Below are 14,062 nucleotides of genomic sequence, written 5' to 3'. Positions count from 1 at the left end.
ATTGATTCGACGATACCCCGAATGCACCCGCTTGCGACGCTCAGCCCTTGATTCCCGCCAAATCCCGCAACACCTGCACCTTGTCGGTGTGCTCCCAGGTGAACTCGGGCTCATCGCGGCCGAAGTGGCCGTAGGCTGCCGTTTTGCTGTAGATCGGCCGCAGCAGGTCCAGCATCTGGATGATGCCTTTGGGCCGCAGGTCGAATACCTCGTTGACGATGGCGGCGATCTTGTCATCCGGGATCACGCCCGTGCCTTCGGTGTACACGGTCACGTTGATCGGGCGCGCCACACCGATGGCGTAGCTGACCTGGATTTGGCACTGGCGCGCAAGCCCCGCGGCGACGATGTTTTTGGCCACGTAGCGCGCAGCGTAGGCCGCGGAACGGTCGACTTTGGTCGGGTCTTTGCCGCTAAAGGCGCCGCCGCCGTGCGGGCAGGCGCCGCCGTAAGTGTCGACGATGATCTTGCGCCCGGTCAGGCCACAATCACCCTGCGGGCCACCGATGACGAAGCGCCCCGTGGGGTTGATGAGGTAGCGCGTGTCCTTGAGCCACTCCTTGGGCAGCACGGGCTTGATGATCTCTTCGATGCACGCCTCGATGAACGCGGGCTTCATGTGCTTGCCGTCGCTCATCTCCGGGCTGTGTTGGCTGGAGAGCACCACGGTGTCGATGCTGTGTGGGCGGCCATCCACGTAGCGCATCGTGATCTGGCTCTTGGCATCCGGGCGCAGAAAGGGCAGGCGCCCGTCCTTGCGGAGTTGCGCCTGGCGCTCGACGATGCGGTGCGCGTAGTAGATGGGCGCGGGCATCAGCTCGGGCGTTTCGTCGCACGCGTAACCGAACATCAGCCCCTGGTCGCCCGCGCCGGTGTTGAGGTAGTCGTCACTCGCGTGATCCACGCCCTGCGCGATGTCGTTGCTCTGCTTGTCGTAGGCCACCAGCACCGCGCAGCCCTTGTAGTCGATGCCGTACTCGGTGTTGTCGTAGCCGATGCGCTGGATGGTGTCGCGCGCCACTTGGATGTAGTCCACATGCGCGTTGGTGGTGATTTCGCCCGCCAACACCACCAGGCCGGTGTTGCACAGGGTCTCGGCCGCCACGCGCGAGCGCGGGTCTTGTGCCAGGATGGCGTCCAGGATGGCATCCGAGATCTGGTCGGCCACTTTGTCCGGGTGACCTTCGGAGACGGATTCGCTGGTGAAGAGGAAGTCGTTCGCCATGGTGTTTACACTCCGTGTGTGGGTTGGCTGCCGGCGTTGCGCCGGCGCCCCGTGAGCGGGTGGTGTGGCGAACGCTTTAGCGGCATTTGTGAATCGCCCGCAAGTAGTTCGGTAACTCGGCGATAGGCCCGGATTGTATCCGCGTCGCCGAGAGATGTGTCGTTCCCTTGCTCAATCCCGCCGTCATGATGCGTTGGTTGTCGCTGCTGGCCCGCTGGCCCTTGCCGCTGCTGCACGCCCTGGGCTGGGTGGGCGGCTGGGTGGTGTGGCTGTTGTCGCCCCCCTACCGGCGGCGCTGGCGCGAGCACACCCGGCTGGCCGGGCTGCGCGGGTGGCCGCGCTGGGCGTCGGTGGGGGCGGCGGGCCAACAGGTGGCGGAGCTGCCGCGTCTGTGGTTTGGGCCGCCGGTGCGCGTGGGTTGGGAGGGGGCGGCGCACATCGAGGCGGCGTTGGCGCAGGGGCGTGGGGTGTTGTTCTTGACGCCGCACCTGGGGTGTTTCGAGGTCACGCCGCGCGCTTATGCCGAGCGCTTTGGCCGGGCCGGCGCGCCGATCACGGTGCTGTACCGCCCCGCGCGCCACGCCGGGCTGGATGCGGTGCTGCGCCAAGCCCGACAGCGCCCTGGCATGGCGGCGGCACCCACCTCGCTGGCCGGCGTGCGCCAGTTGATGCACGCCTTGCGCCGCGGCGAGGCGGTGGGTCTGCTGCCCGATCAAGTGCCGCCCGAGGGGCTCGGGGTGTGGGCGCCGTTTTTTGGTCGCCCGGCCTACACCATGACGCTGGCCGCGCGGCTGGCGCAGCAGCCCGGCGTGCAGGTGCTGCTGGCGTGGGGGCAGCGGCTGCCCTGGGGGCGTGGCTATGTGGTGCACGTGCAGCCGTGGTCGCAGGTGATGGACGAGCCCCTGGCCGCTGATGCCGCCCTGGCGGCTGCGCAGATCAACCGTGCGATGGAGCGCCTGATCGCGCGAGCCCCGGCCCAGTACTTGTGGGGTTATGCGCGCTACAAATCACCGCGCCCGCTGGGCTGACGCGACGAACGCTTCGATCGACGCGAGCACCCGCTCGGGTTGCTCGTGCAGCAACCAGTGGGTGGCGTCGGGCAGCCGCTCGATACGCAAGTCCGGGACCCACGCCTCCAGTCCCTCGAGCAGGCCGGGCAGCAGCGCCTGGTCGCGCATGCCCCAGATGGCCAGCGTAGGCACGGACACGCGCAGCAGCGCATTGGGTAGCTCCACCCCGGCGGCACCGGGGTCGTCGGCACTGGGTGGGCGCAGCGGCGACGCGGCGTAATAGTGGAGCCCTCCCTGCAGGCCGAGGGCCCACACCGCCTCGTGCTGCGCCTGCAGCGCGGGCGTGAGCCACCGGGACGTGTCGGACATCCCCCGAAAAAAAGCCCACAGCTTGGCGTAGCCGTTGGCCGCCAGCCACTGTGCGGCGTCGGGGCGACACAGGACGTTCATGTAGGCGCTGGCCTGCTGCTGCGCGGCCGAGGTGCGCAGCTCGCGCCAGAACGTGCCCGGGTGTGGGGAGTTGAGGATGACGAGCCGATCCAGCCGCTGCGGCTGCAGCGCGGCCAGGTTCCAGGCAACGGCGCCACCCCAGTCGTGGGCGACGAGCCCGGCCACGCGCCCGGGTGTGGGGCCATGGACGGTCACCTGTTCGATGAGTGCCGTGATGTCTTGCACCAGGTGCTTGGCGCGGTAGGCTTGCACGTCCTTGGGTGCGCTGGAGCGCTCGTAGCCGCGCAGGTTGGGTGCGATGCAGCGAAACCCACCATGTGCGGGGTCGACAAAGTGGCGCAGCGCGTCGTCCCACACGAAGGCGGCTTGCGGAAAGCCGTGCAGAAACAGCAGCACTGGGCGAGTGGGGTCGCCAGCGGCGCGCACACTCAGAGTGATGCCGTGGGGCAGCGGTAGATCGAAGGTTTCAATCATGGGAAGGGGCTCCGGCGCATGGCCCCGCCGCACCGTGGGTCAAGCAGAGGCTGGCGCGTGCGTCCAATCCCACAGCCGTTGGGCCACTGCCTCCACACCCTGGCGCTTGAGGGCGGAAAAGAGCATCGCATCCCCGCCGTGGGTTTGGAGTCGCGCAATGGACAGCGCCTTGGTTTGTTCGGGCCGCGAAAGCTTGTCGGCTTTGGTGAGCAACACGAGAAAATCCAACCCCTGCTCCACGCGCGGGCGGATGATGTCGAGCAGTGCTTGGTCGAGTTCGGTCAGGCCCAGACGCGCGTCACACAGCATCACCACCGCGCGCAGGTTGGGGCGGCTGACCAGATAGTTGGCCATGACCTGCTGCCAGCGCCGCTTGGCGGCCTGTGGCACGGCGGCGTAGCCGTAGCCCGGCAGGTCGGCCAGCACGGCATCGGTGGCGCCTTGCTTGCCCAGCGCGAACAGCACGATGCTCTGGGTACGCCCGGGCATCTTGGAGGCGAACGCAAGCTGGCGCTGTTGCGCGAGCGTGTTGATGCAGGTCGACTTGCCCGCGTTGGAGCGGCCGACGAACGCGATCTCGGGCACGTCCAGCGTGGGCAGGTTTTGCAGTTGCGGCGCTTCAGTGAGGAAGCGCGCCGTGTGCAGCCAGGCCATTGCCTGTGCTGCTGTCGAGGGGTTGATGGTCGTCATACGGGGTGTGTTTGGCGCCATTGTAGAATTGGGCGTTCCGTACAGGGCGTCGGGGTCGGCCCCGGTGCCGTCCCATCCTTCAGCGACCCAGCCATGAAACCCATCGCCACGCTCATCGGAGCCGTCCTGGCCGCCACCTTGCCCTGGAGCGCCCAAGCGCAGACCGCGCAGCCCAACCTCAAACGCGGTGCCGCGCTCTACGGTCAGGTGTGCGTGGCCTGCCATGCCGCGGATGGCAACTCCACCACTGCCGCCAACCCCAAGCTTGCACAGCAGCACCCCGAGTACCTGATCAAGCAGCTCAAGGAATACAAGTCGGGCAAGCGGGCCAACGCCGTGATGGTGGGTTTTGCGAGCGCGCTCTCCGACCAGGACATGACCGACATCGCCCACTGGCTGGCCAGCCAGAAGGGCGCGCCGGGATTTGCCACCGATGCCGAGCTGGTGCGCTTGGGTGAGCGGATTTATCGCGGTGGTATCGTCGATCGGCGCATTCCCGCCTGCGCGGGGTGCCACGGGCCGGCGGGCTCTGGCATCCCGGCCGAGTACCCGCGCCTGAGCGGCCAGCATGCCGAGTACACCGCGACGCAGCTCAAGCTGTTCCGCAGCAACGAGCGGGCCAACAACAAGACCATGCACGAGATTGCGCGTTACCTGACGGACCGCGAAATCCAGGCCCTGGCCGAGTACACGGCTGGGTTGCGCTGAGTGCCGGGGTGGGTGGCCCGACGCGCCCACCACGTGCCCACCCATACGCCCGCAGGCGGTCAGGGGAATATCAGTGTCGGGTAATATCTGCACGGGTCGTTTGTCTGCCCTCGGAACCTTCTCCCGACGCTCCACTCTCAATCCAGGCAGGCCCACCGTCGGCCTGCCTTTTTCGTGTCGTCTGCCCGCATGAGCGCCTCCACCGCCGGTATCGAGCTCAAGCTGCCCTCGCGCCGTTTCGCCACGGTGGTGGAGCTGCTGTCGTCCATGCGCTTTGCCATCGCGCTGCTGACGGTGATCTGCATCGCGTCGGTGGTGGGCACGGTGCTCAAGCAGCACGAGCCGATCAACAACTACATCAACCAGTTCGGGCCGTTTTGGTCGCAGGTGTTTGACGCGCTGGATCTGTATTCGGTCTATAGCGCGTGGTGGTTTTTGCTGATTCTGGCGTTCTTGGTGGTCAGCACCTCGCTGTGCATCGCGCGCAACACGCCCAAGATTCTGGCCGACTTGCGCCAGTTCAAAGAGCACGTGCGCGAGCAGAGCCTGCAGGCGTTTCACCACAAGGCGCAGGCGACCCTGCCCGAGGCGCCCGAGCGTGCGGCCCATCGCATCGGGCAGGCGCTGCTGGCGCGCGGCTGGAAGGTGCGGCTGCAATCGCGCGAAACGCCCCACGGCACCGGCTGGATGGTGGCGGCCAAGGCAGGGGCCGCCAACAAGCTCGGCTATCTGGCCGCGCATTCGGCCATTGTCATCATCTGCATTGGTGGGCTGCTCGATGGCGACCTCATGGTGCGCGCGCAGATGTGGTTTGGCGGCAAGGAGCCCCTGCAGGGCGGCGGCATGATCGCCGAGATTCCGGACAAACACCGACTGCGCGACACCAACCCGACCTTTCGGGGCAACCTGCTCGTCACTGAAGGCACGCGCGCTGGCGTCGCGGTGCTCGCGCAACCCCAGGGGATGATCCTGCAGGAGTTGCCGTTCGACGTCGAGCTCAAAAAATTCATCGTCGAGTACTACGACACGGGCATGCCGCGGCTGTTTGCCAGCGATATCGTCATCCACGACCGCTACACCGGTGAGGCGCGCCCAGCACGGGTGGAAGTCAACCACCCGGTCGAGTACCGGGGGATCCAGATCTATCAGTCCAGCTTCGACGACGGCGGCTCGCTGGTCAAGCTGCGGGCGCTGCCGATGGGCGCCAACGTCAAGCCGTTCGAAGTGCAAGGGCGCATCGGCGAAGCCACCACGTTGACCAATGGCGAGCAGCGGCTGCGGCTGGAGTTCACCGGGCTGCGCGTCATCAACGTGGAAAACTTCAGTGGCAACGCCGGCGCCGGCGCCGATGTGCGCAAGGTCGATTTGCGCCAAGCGATCGAGTCGCGCCTGGGGGCGGGCAACAAGACCGCGACCGAACGGGTGCTGCGCAACGTCGGTCCCAGCATCACGTACCGGCTGCGCGACGAGGCTGGGCAAGCGCGCGAATTTCATAATTACCAGTTGCCGATCGACTTGGACGGCCAGCGCGTTTACTTGCTGGGCGTGCGGGAATCCCCGTCCGAGCCGTTTCGTTACCTGCGCGTACCGGTGGACGAGAAGGACAGTCTCGACGGCTTCATTCGCCTGCGCGCCGCGTTAGCGGACGACGCGTTGCGAACGATGGCGGTGCGGCGTTATGTGGCGATGGCGGCCGCAGGCCAGCCCGCCAGCGTGGTCGAGGCGCTGACCGCGTCGGCGCACAGGACCTTGAATTTGTTTGCCGGCGACGACCCCGAGCTCGAGCGCCTGCCGCACAACGGCGCCCCGCGCTTGGGCGGCTTGCAAGCGCTGTCGGCTTTTCTGGAGGCCAACGTCCCCGAGGCCGAGCGCGAGCGCGCGGGCGAGGTGTTGCTGCGCATCCTCAATGGCACGCTGTTCGAGCTGCACCAGCTCAGCCGCGAGCGCGCCGGCCTGCCGCCCGCCGAGCGCAACGACGCCACGGCCGCGTTCATGACGCAAGCGGTGCTGGCCCTGTCGGATGCGTTTTTCTATCCGGCGCCGCTGACGTTCGAGCTGACCGACTACGAGCACGTACAGGCCAGCGTGTTTCAGGTCGCGCGTGCCCCTGGCAAGACCATTGTTTATATCGGTTGCCTGTTGCTCATCATCGGCGTTTTTGCCATGCTGTACGTGCGCGAGCGGCGCTTGTGGGTGTGGTTGGCGCCCACTGGCAGCGCGGGTAGTCAGGCGACGATGGCGCTGTCGAGCAACCGCAAGCTGCTCGACAACGATCGTGAATTCGACGGCCTCAAGGGCTTGCTGCATCCGCCCACCCAGGAGGGGACGACATGACATCGGCATCGCAGACGATCGATTTGCAACTGGACAAACAGCGCACCGGCGCCACGGGCTGGCGTGGTTGGCTGGTGGCGCGCACGCGCTGGGACTGGCTGTACGCCCTGCTGGTGCTGGCGGGCACGGCCGTTGCGTTTGCCGTCTATGGCGCGCGCATGGACGTCTATGAACGCGCGATCCTGGCTGGCACGGCGCCCAGCCTGATCGCACTGGCGTGGTTCTGGCGCCCGGTGCAGGCGCTCACGGTGGTGGTGGCGGCGCTGTCGCTGCTGGCCATCGGCTTGTATCAGGTCGATGGGCGTGCCGACTTGGCACGTGCCGATCAAGTGTTTTTGCTCAAGTACTTTTTGTCCAGCCAGTCGGCCATCCTGTGGATGAGCGTGCTCTTTTTCATGAGCACGGTGTTTTACTGGATCGGGCTGCTGGCACCGCGCGGTGGGCAGACCGCGCAGATGCTGGGCTCGCGCCTGGCGTGGGCGGCGGTGACGCTGGCGCTGGTGGGTACCATGGTGCGCTGGTACGAGAGCCACCAAATCGGCCCGGGGATCGGCCATATTCCGGTCAGCAACCTGTATGAAGTGTTCGTGCTGTTTTCGTGGTTGACCGCGGCGTACTACCTGTATTACGAGGATCGCTATCAGACCCGCAGTATGGGCGCATTCGCCATGCTGATCGTCAGTGCGGCGGTGGGCTTTTTGCTGTGGTACACCGTCGTGCGCGAGGCGCACCAGATTCAGCCGCTCGTGCCCGCGCTGCAGAGCTGGTGGATGAAGCTGCACGTGCCGGCCAACTTCATCGGCTATGGCACGTTTGCCATCGCGGCGATGCTGGCGTTTGCCTATCTGATCAAGCAAAGCGCAGCGGAGACGCGCTGGTGGAAGCTGCTGCCGCTGTGGGTGCTGGGGATCGTGCTGTGCTTCGAGCCGCTGGTGTTCCGTCAAGGGGCGGCAGACAAGGGAGGCAGTTACTGGTTCGTGTACTTCGGCGTCTCGGCGCTGATCGTGGGCGGCATTCTGGCCGCGCGGCGGCGCATTGCCGAGCGCTTGCCCAGCCTGCAGGTGCTCGACGACGTGATGTACAAAGCGATCGCGGTCGGATTTGCGTTCTTCACCATCGCCACCGTGCTGGGTGCGCTGTGGGCGGCGGAGGCGTGGGGTGGCTACTGGAGCTGGGACCCGAAAGAAACCTGGGCGCTGATCGTGTGGCTGAACTACGCCGCATGGCTGCACATGCGCTTGATGAAGGGCCTGCGTGGAACGGTCGCTGCCTGGTGGGCGCTGGTGGGGCTGGCCATCACCACTTTTGCTTTCCTCGGTGTCAACATGTTCTTGAGCGGCCTGCACAGCTACGGCTCGCTCTGACGGGGATTCCCAGCCATGTCTGCCGTGCGGCCCAGCGAGATCACGCCACGTACGGTCTATGAAAACCGGCGCGACTGGCTGCGCCGCCTGGGCCTGGTCACTGCCGCCGCATGGGCGCCAAAGGGATGGTCGTCATCGACCTCGGCGGTCGTTCGGCCAGGCAAGCGCCCGCCGTTGGCAGCCGTGCCCAGCACGCTGCCTGGCGCCCGCACCGCCGACGCATGGACGCCCTACGAGCAGGTCACCCAGTACAACAATTTTTACGAGTTCGGCGTCGACAAGGACGAGCCAGCTCGGCTCGCGCACCGCATGCCCCTGCGGCCATGGACAGTGCAAATCGATGGCCTGGTGGCCAAGCCGTTGACGCTGGACATCGACGACCTGCTCAAACTCGCGCCGATGGAGGAGCGCATTTACCGGCTGCGCTGTGTCGAGGGCTGGTCGATGGTGGTGCCGTGGATCGGTTACCCGCTGGCCGCACTCATCGAGCGCGTGCAGCCGCTGGGCAGTGCGAAGTTCGTCGAGTTCCACACCCTCGCCGACCGCGAGTCCATGCCGGGCCTGCGCTCCAACGTGCTGCTGTGGCCCTACGTCGAGGGCCTGCGCCTGGACGAGGCGCGGCACCCCCTGACGTTGCTGACCTTTGGTCTGTACGGCGAGATGTTGCCGCCGCAAAACGGCGCACCGCTGCGTGTGGTGGTGCCGTGGAAGTACGGCTTCAAGAGCGGCAAGTCGATCGTGCGCGTGCGATTCGTGGAGAGACAGCCGGCAACCGCCTGGACGGTGGCCGCGCCACACGAGTATGGCTTTTACGCCAACGTCAACCCGGATGTGCCGCACCCGCGCTGGAGCCAGGCCAGCGAGCGGCGCCTCGGGCAGGGCGGGCTGTTCGCGCCGCGTGTCAAGACCCAGTTGTTCAACGGCTATGCCGAGCAGGTCGGCCAGCTCTATGCGGGCATGGACCTGCGGCGCTTTTATTGACGTGGATCGCTGGCTGCGCGCGGCCAAGCCCTGGGTGCTGCTGGCACTGTCCGCACCGGCGCTGTGGCTGTGGGGGATGGCGCTGGCCGACCGGCTGGGTGCAAACCCGGCCGAGGCGCTGATTCGTGGTCTGGGCGATTGGACGCTGCGGCTGCTGTGCCTGACACTGGCCATTACCCCGCTGCGGCGCTGGACCGGCTGGGCGGCGCTCGCCGGATGGCGGCGCGGGCTGGGACTGTGGACGTTTGCTTATGCGCTGCTGCACCTGCTGGCCTATGCATGGCTGGATCAGGGTTGGGATGGGCACGCCGTGTTGCGCGACGTGGCCGAGCGGCCGTTCATCCTCGTCGGCGTGCTGGCGGTGCTGCTGTTATTCCCGTTGGCCGCGACGTCGTTCGATGCCGCCATCCGTTGGCTGGGCGCGCGGCGCTGGCGGGCCTTGCACCGGGCGGTGTACGCGGTGGCGGGGCTGGCGATCCTACACTTTTTCTGGATGCGCAGCGGCAAGACGCTCTACGGCGAGGTTATCGCCTACGCGGCCGTGCTGGCAGTGCTGCTGGGCTGGCGGGTGTGGGACGCCGTCAGTCGAGCGCGAGGCCGCGCTCCTGCCGCCACAGGTCGTTGATCGACTCGCGCGCGCGGATCAACTGGGCGCGATCGCCGCTGACCAACACCTCGGCCGCTTTGCCGCGCGAGTTGTAGTGGCTGGCCATGCTCATGCAATACGCGCCGGCGGACCCGACGGCGAGCCAGTCGCCGGCCTGCACGGCCAATGCGCGCTCGCGGCCCAGCCAGTCGCCGCTTTCACACACGGGGCCCACCACGTCCCATACTTGGGGCGGCTCGGTGCGGGGGCGTACCGGCGCGATGGCGTGGTAGGCGTCGTACATGGCTGGGCGTGGCAGATCGTTCATGGCCGCGTCCACGATCAGAAAGTTTTTGACCGGGCCGGGTTTGGTGTAGAGCACCTCGGTGATGCAGATGCCGGCATTGCCCACGAGGGAGCGACCGGGCTCCAGCAGCAGCCGCCGCTGCCCATGCCCGCGCGCGTCCAGGCGCGCCAGCAGCGCTTGCCACAGCGCGTCGGCCGCCGGGGGCTGTTCGCCGTGGTATTCAATGCCCAGCCCGCCGCCCAGGTCCAGGTGGTGCAGCCGGATGCCCTCGGCTTCGATCGCCTCCACCAGGTCGAGCACGCGCTCCAGCGCGTCCAGGTAGGGCCCCGTGCTGGTGATCTGCGAGCCGATGTGACAGTCGATGCCGACCACCTGCAGCCCAGGCAGGCTGGCCGCGTGGCGGTAGGCGTCGAGTGCCTCGTCGTGCGCGATGCCGAACTTGTTGTCTTTCAGACCCGTGGAAATGTAGGGGTGCGTCTGCGCGTCGACGTCGGGGTTGACGCGCACGCTCACCGGTGCGCGCGCGCCCAGCTCGCGCGCCACCGCATCCAGCACGTCCAGCTCGGCGCGGCTTTCGACGTTGAAGCAGCCGATGCCTACCTGCAGCGCGCGGCGCATCTCGGCTCGCGTTTTGCCCACGCCGGAAAAAACGATGCGCTCGGGCGCCGCCCCGGCACGCAAGGCGCGCTCGAGCTCGCCGCCCGAGACGATGTCGAAGCCGCACCCTGCACGGGCGAAGACCTCCAGGATGGCCAGATTCGAATTGGCTTTCATCGCGTAGCACACCAGCGCGTCGCGGCCCGCCAGGCCGCGCTGGTAGGCGCTCAACGCGCCCAGCATGGCCGCGCGCGAGTACACGAACAGAGGGGTGCCGTGTTCGCGTGCCAAGTCGGCGACGCGCACGCCTTCGGCCCAGAGCTCGTCGTCGCGATAAGCAAAGAAGGGAGCGCCGGGCAGATACGGCGTCAGGGGTGTGTCAGCGCGGGACATGCGATGGGGAATGGGAAGGGGAGGAAGGGGAAGAAGCGGCCGCGGTCGGCAGCGTCAGCGGCCCCTTTTGTCCGCAGCCCACCAGGGCCAAGGCCAACACGGCACCCCAAGCGGCGGGGCGCCATCCTACAATGCGCCGTCTCGTTTGCATCTGGACGATTGTAGTGATGACCGACCTCGAATACCTGGACCGCGCCGAAGCCGTGCTGAAGGCGGTGGAGTTGAGCTGTGACCGCATCAACGAGACGACCGACGCCGACATCGACAACCAGCGCGTCGGCGGCATGGTCACGCTCACGTTTCGCAACGGCAGCCAGATCGTGATCAACCTGCAAAAGCCGCTGCACGAGATCTGGATGGCGGCACGCTCGGGCGGCTACCACTACCGCTTCGACGGCCAGCGCTGGATGGATACCAAGGGCGCGGGCGAATTTTTCGAGCATTTGTCACGTGAGGCTTCGGCGCAGTCTGGCATGACATTGACATTCGCCCCTTGACGAGGCAAGAAGCCGCCACAGCGCGTACCCGGCCCCTCATGGCCGGAACAGGTCCAGGATGCTGCGTTTCTCGCGTGTCTCGGCGTCCGCATCGGGGGGGACGTCCCCTGCAGGCGTGGTCGCCGCATCCTCGAAGCCCAGCCGCCGCACATAGCTGCCATCCGCATATTCGTCATACACCCAGTCGCCCCCGGAGAAGCTCACGCCCGGCGGGGGCATAAGCTCTTGCACGGGCGTATGGCGTAGCGCCTGGCCCATGAAATCGATCCAGATCGGCAGCGCCAAGGCGCCACCCGTGGCGCGCCGCCCTAGGTTGCGTGGCGTGTCATAGCCCAGCCAGGCGGCAGCAGACAGCGTCGGGTGATAGCCCACGAACCACGCATCTTGGGCGTCGTTGGTGGTGCCGGTCTTGCCGTAGAGGTCGGGTCGCTTGAGCGTGGCCTGCGCGCGCGCCGCGGTGCCCGAGCGCGTGATTTCGTTGAGCAACTGGCTCATGAGGAAGGCGTTGCGCTCGGGCAGGGTGCGGTTGTCCTCGGACGGCGCCTGCGCGGGGACGTCGAGCAGCACGCGGCCTTTGTGGTCACTGATGCGGGTGATGAGCACCGGCGGCAAGTAGTGCCCGCCGTTGGCAAAGACGCCGTAGCCTGCGGCCATCTCCAGCGGTGTGACGGCGCCAGCGCCCAGCGCCATCGTCAAATAGGGCGGATGTTTGGCCGGGTCGAGTCCAAAGCGCGTGATCCACTGCTGAGCCGACTGCGTGCCCACAGCCCGCAGCACCTGGATCGAGACCATGTTCTTGGATTTGGCCAGCGCCGTGCGCACCGTCATCGGTCCCTCGTACTGGCCGTCGTAGTTTTTGGGCTCCCAGGGCTTACCCCCCGTGACGCTGGCCGGAAAGAACAGCGGTGCGTCATTGACCACTGTCTGGGGCATGATGCCCTTTTCGAGCGCGGCGGAGTAGATGAAGGGCTTGAAGCTCGATCCCGGCTGGCGCTGCGATTGCGTGACGCGGTTGAACTTGTTGCGCTCGAAGTCGAAACCGCCGATGAGCGCGCGGATACCGCCGTCGCGTGGGTCAACGGCCACGAACGCCGCTTCGACCTCGGGCGTCTGGGTCAGATACCAGCCCTGCGACACCTTGACGATGCGCACCACGGCACCGGGACGCAGGCGCAGGTGGGGCGGGGCACTGGGGTCGAGTCCGGAGCGCACGGGCTCCAGCCCGGCGCCGGTGATCTCGATCGGCGCGTCGTCGCCGCGCACCACCACCACCCGGCGCGGGTCGGCCGACAGCACGACGGCAGTCAGCAGCGGCGGGTTGTCCGGCACGGCCGCCAGTGCTTCGTCGATGGCGGCCTCGCGCCGTGCCGGGTCGGTGGGTAGGTCGATGAACCGCTCTGGGCCCCGATAGTGCTGCTTGCGCTCGAAGTCGAGCACCCCTTGGCGCACCGCACGCCACGCGGCGCGCTGCAACGCCGCGTCGATGGTGGTGTGGACCTGCAGGCCCGCGGTGTAGGCGTCTTCGCCGTAGCGCGCGACGATCGCTTGGCGTACCATCTCGGCAATATAGTCGGCGTGCACGTCCTGTTCCGCGTCGTAGCGGCGCAGCCGCAACGGCTCTTCGCGCGCGGCTTTGGCCTCGGCCTCGGTGATGAAGCCGTTTTCCAGCATGCGATCGATGATGTAGAGCTGGCGGGCGCGCGCGCGCTTGGGGTTGCTGATGGGGTTGTAGGCAGAGGGGGCCTTTGGCAGGCCGGCGAGCATGGCGGCTTCGGCAATGGTGAGTTCCTGCAGGGACTTGCCGAAATACGTGCGTGCTGCCGCCGCAAAGCCATAGGAGCGGTGCCCGAGAAAAATCTGGTTCATGTAAATCTCGAGAATCTGCTCCTTGGTCAGCAGGTGCTCGAGCTTGAACGTGAGCAAAATCTCGTAGATCTTGCGCAGGTAGCTTTTTTCGCTGGAGAGGTAGACGTTGCGCGCCACCTGCATGGTGATGGTGGACGCGCCCTGGCTCTTGGCTTCGCTCAAGTTGGCCAGCGCTGCCCGCAGCAGGCCCCGGTAGTCGATGCCGCTGTGTTCGAAGAAGCGGGCGTCCTCGATGGCCAGCACTGCGTTGATCATGACGGGGGGGATGTCCTCGAACGGCACGAGATTGCGCCGTTCCTCGCCGAACTCGCCCAACAGCGAGCCGTCGCGCGCATAGACCCGCAGAGGCAGCTTGGGGCGGTAGTCTGCCAGTTCGCTGACGTCGGGTAGATTGGGGTACGCCATCGCCAACCCGAGCGCGACCAACATCAGTCCCGCCAACGCAAGCCCTCCCAGCGCACCGAGAACGCCCAGCAACACACGCAGCCAGGCGGGTCGGGCAGGCTTGGGAGCCGAGGGGGGAGAGCCAGAATCAGACATGGAAGGCAGGGTAGGCTCTGTATTATAGGAACCCACGCGC

13 protein-coding genes are annotated in these 14,062 nt (G+C 66.9%); 7 read left to right on the top strand and 6 right to left on the bottom strand.

Annotation, left to right across the window (positions count from 1 at the left end; all coding sequences use genetic code 11):
• Positions 1-40: 40 nt before the first annotated feature.
• The gene (gene metK, locus ACPP3B_RS03620; protein WP_424859745.1) at positions 41-1,225 is read right to left on the bottom strand and encodes a methionine adenosyltransferase; all 1,185 of its coding nucleotides are present in this window, start codon (positions 1,223-1,225) and stop codon (positions 41-43) included.
• Positions 1,226-1,410: 185 nt separating this feature from the next.
• Here metK and ACPP3B_RS03615 point away from each other — a divergent pair, with 185 nt between their 5' ends.
• Positions 1,411-2,253 (top strand): lysophospholipid acyltransferase family protein, encoded by an 843-nt coding sequence (locus tag ACPP3B_RS03615; protein WP_424859744.1) that lies wholly within the window; start codon positions 1,411-1,413, stop codon positions 2,251-2,253.
• Here ACPP3B_RS03615 and ACPP3B_RS03610 read toward each other — a convergent pair.
• Both ACPP3B_RS03610 and yihA read right to left on the bottom strand, forming a co-directional pair.
• Positions 2,233-3,159, bottom strand: coding sequence for an alpha/beta fold hydrolase (locus ACPP3B_RS03610; RefSeq protein ID WP_424859743.1), 927 nt, complete (start codon positions 3,157-3,159; stop codon positions 2,233-2,235). The genes ACPP3B_RS03615 and ACPP3B_RS03610 overlap by 21 nt on opposite strands.
• Positions 3,160-3,198: 39 nt before the next feature.
• Positions 3,199-3,849: a ribosome biogenesis GTP-binding protein YihA/YsxC gene (gene yihA, locus ACPP3B_RS03605; RefSeq protein ID WP_424859742.1), complete on the bottom strand. Its 651-nt coding sequence runs from the start codon at positions 3,847-3,849 to the stop codon at positions 3,199-3,201.
• 93 nt (positions 3,850-3,942) lie between these two features.
• On the opposite strand from yihA, the gene ACPP3B_RS03600 reads away from it, so the two are divergent.
• From ACPP3B_RS03600 to ACPP3B_RS03580, 5 genes are all read left to right on the top strand, one after another.
• Complete coding sequence (locus ACPP3B_RS03600) at positions 3,943-4,557, top strand: c-type cytochrome (protein ID WP_424859741.1); 615 nt, start codon at positions 3,943-3,945, stop codon at positions 4,555-4,557.
• Positions 4,558-4,746: 189 nt separating this feature from the next.
• Positions 4,747-6,891 (top strand): cytochrome c biogenesis protein ResB, encoded by a 2,145-nt coding sequence (locus tag ACPP3B_RS03595; RefSeq protein ID WP_424859740.1) that lies wholly within the window; start codon positions 4,747-4,749, stop codon positions 6,889-6,891.
• Positions 6,888-8,255 (top strand): c-type cytochrome biogenesis protein CcsB, encoded by a 1,368-nt coding sequence (ccsB, locus tag ACPP3B_RS03590; protein ID WP_424859739.1) that lies wholly within the window; start codon positions 6,888-6,890, stop codon positions 8,253-8,255. Before ACPP3B_RS03595 ends, ccsB begins: the two co-directional genes overlap by 4 nt.
• A 15-nt stretch (positions 8,256-8,270) precedes the next feature.
• On the top strand, positions 8,271-9,236 hold the full coding sequence (gene msrP, locus ACPP3B_RS03585; protein ID WP_424859738.1) for a protein-methionine-sulfoxide reductase catalytic subunit MsrP: 966 nt from the start codon (positions 8,271-8,273) through the stop codon (positions 9,234-9,236).
• Entirely contained in the window at positions 9,205-9,861 is a 657-nt protein-coding gene (locus ACPP3B_RS03580; protein WP_424859737.1) for a sulfite oxidase heme-binding subunit YedZ, read from the top strand. Before msrP ends, ACPP3B_RS03580 begins: the two co-directional genes overlap by 32 nt.
• On the opposite strand, the gene lysA is transcribed toward ACPP3B_RS03580, so the two are convergent.
• Both lysA and lptM read right to left on the bottom strand, forming a co-directional pair.
• Entirely contained in the window at positions 9,818-11,119 is a 1,302-nt protein-coding gene (gene lysA / locus ACPP3B_RS03575) for a diaminopimelate decarboxylase (RefSeq protein WP_424859736.1), read from the bottom strand. The genes ACPP3B_RS03580 and lysA overlap by 44 nt on opposite strands.
• Complete coding sequence (gene lptM / locus ACPP3B_RS03570) at positions 11,106-11,270, bottom strand: LPS translocon maturation chaperone LptM (RefSeq protein WP_424859735.1); 165 nt, start codon at positions 11,268-11,270, stop codon at positions 11,106-11,108. Before lptM ends, lysA begins: the two co-directional genes overlap by 14 nt.
• Positions 11,271-11,286: 16 nt before the next feature.
• Here lptM and cyaY point away from each other — a divergent pair, with 16 nt between their 5' ends.
• The gene (cyaY, locus tag ACPP3B_RS03565; RefSeq protein WP_299018777.1) at positions 11,287-11,616 is read left to right on the top strand and encodes an iron donor protein CyaY; all 330 of its coding nucleotides are present in this window, start codon (positions 11,287-11,289) and stop codon (positions 11,614-11,616) included.
• Positions 11,617-11,652: 36 nt separating this feature from the next.
• On the opposite strand, the gene ACPP3B_RS03560 is transcribed toward cyaY, so the two are convergent.
• Positions 11,653-14,022, bottom strand: coding sequence for a penicillin-binding protein 1A (locus ACPP3B_RS03560; RefSeq protein WP_424859734.1), 2,370 nt, complete (start codon positions 14,020-14,022; stop codon positions 11,653-11,655).
• Positions 14,023-14,062: the final 40 nt, after the last annotated feature.

Origin of the sequence: Tepidimonas sp. HKU77, assembly GCF_049728535.1 — a bacterium.
Taxonomy (GTDB): Bacteria; Pseudomonadota; Gammaproteobacteria; order Burkholderiales; family Burkholderiaceae_C; genus Tepidimonas.
The sequence above is the reverse complement of the archived record's forward strand: the minus strand, read 5'-3'. Positions and strand labels throughout refer to the sequence as shown.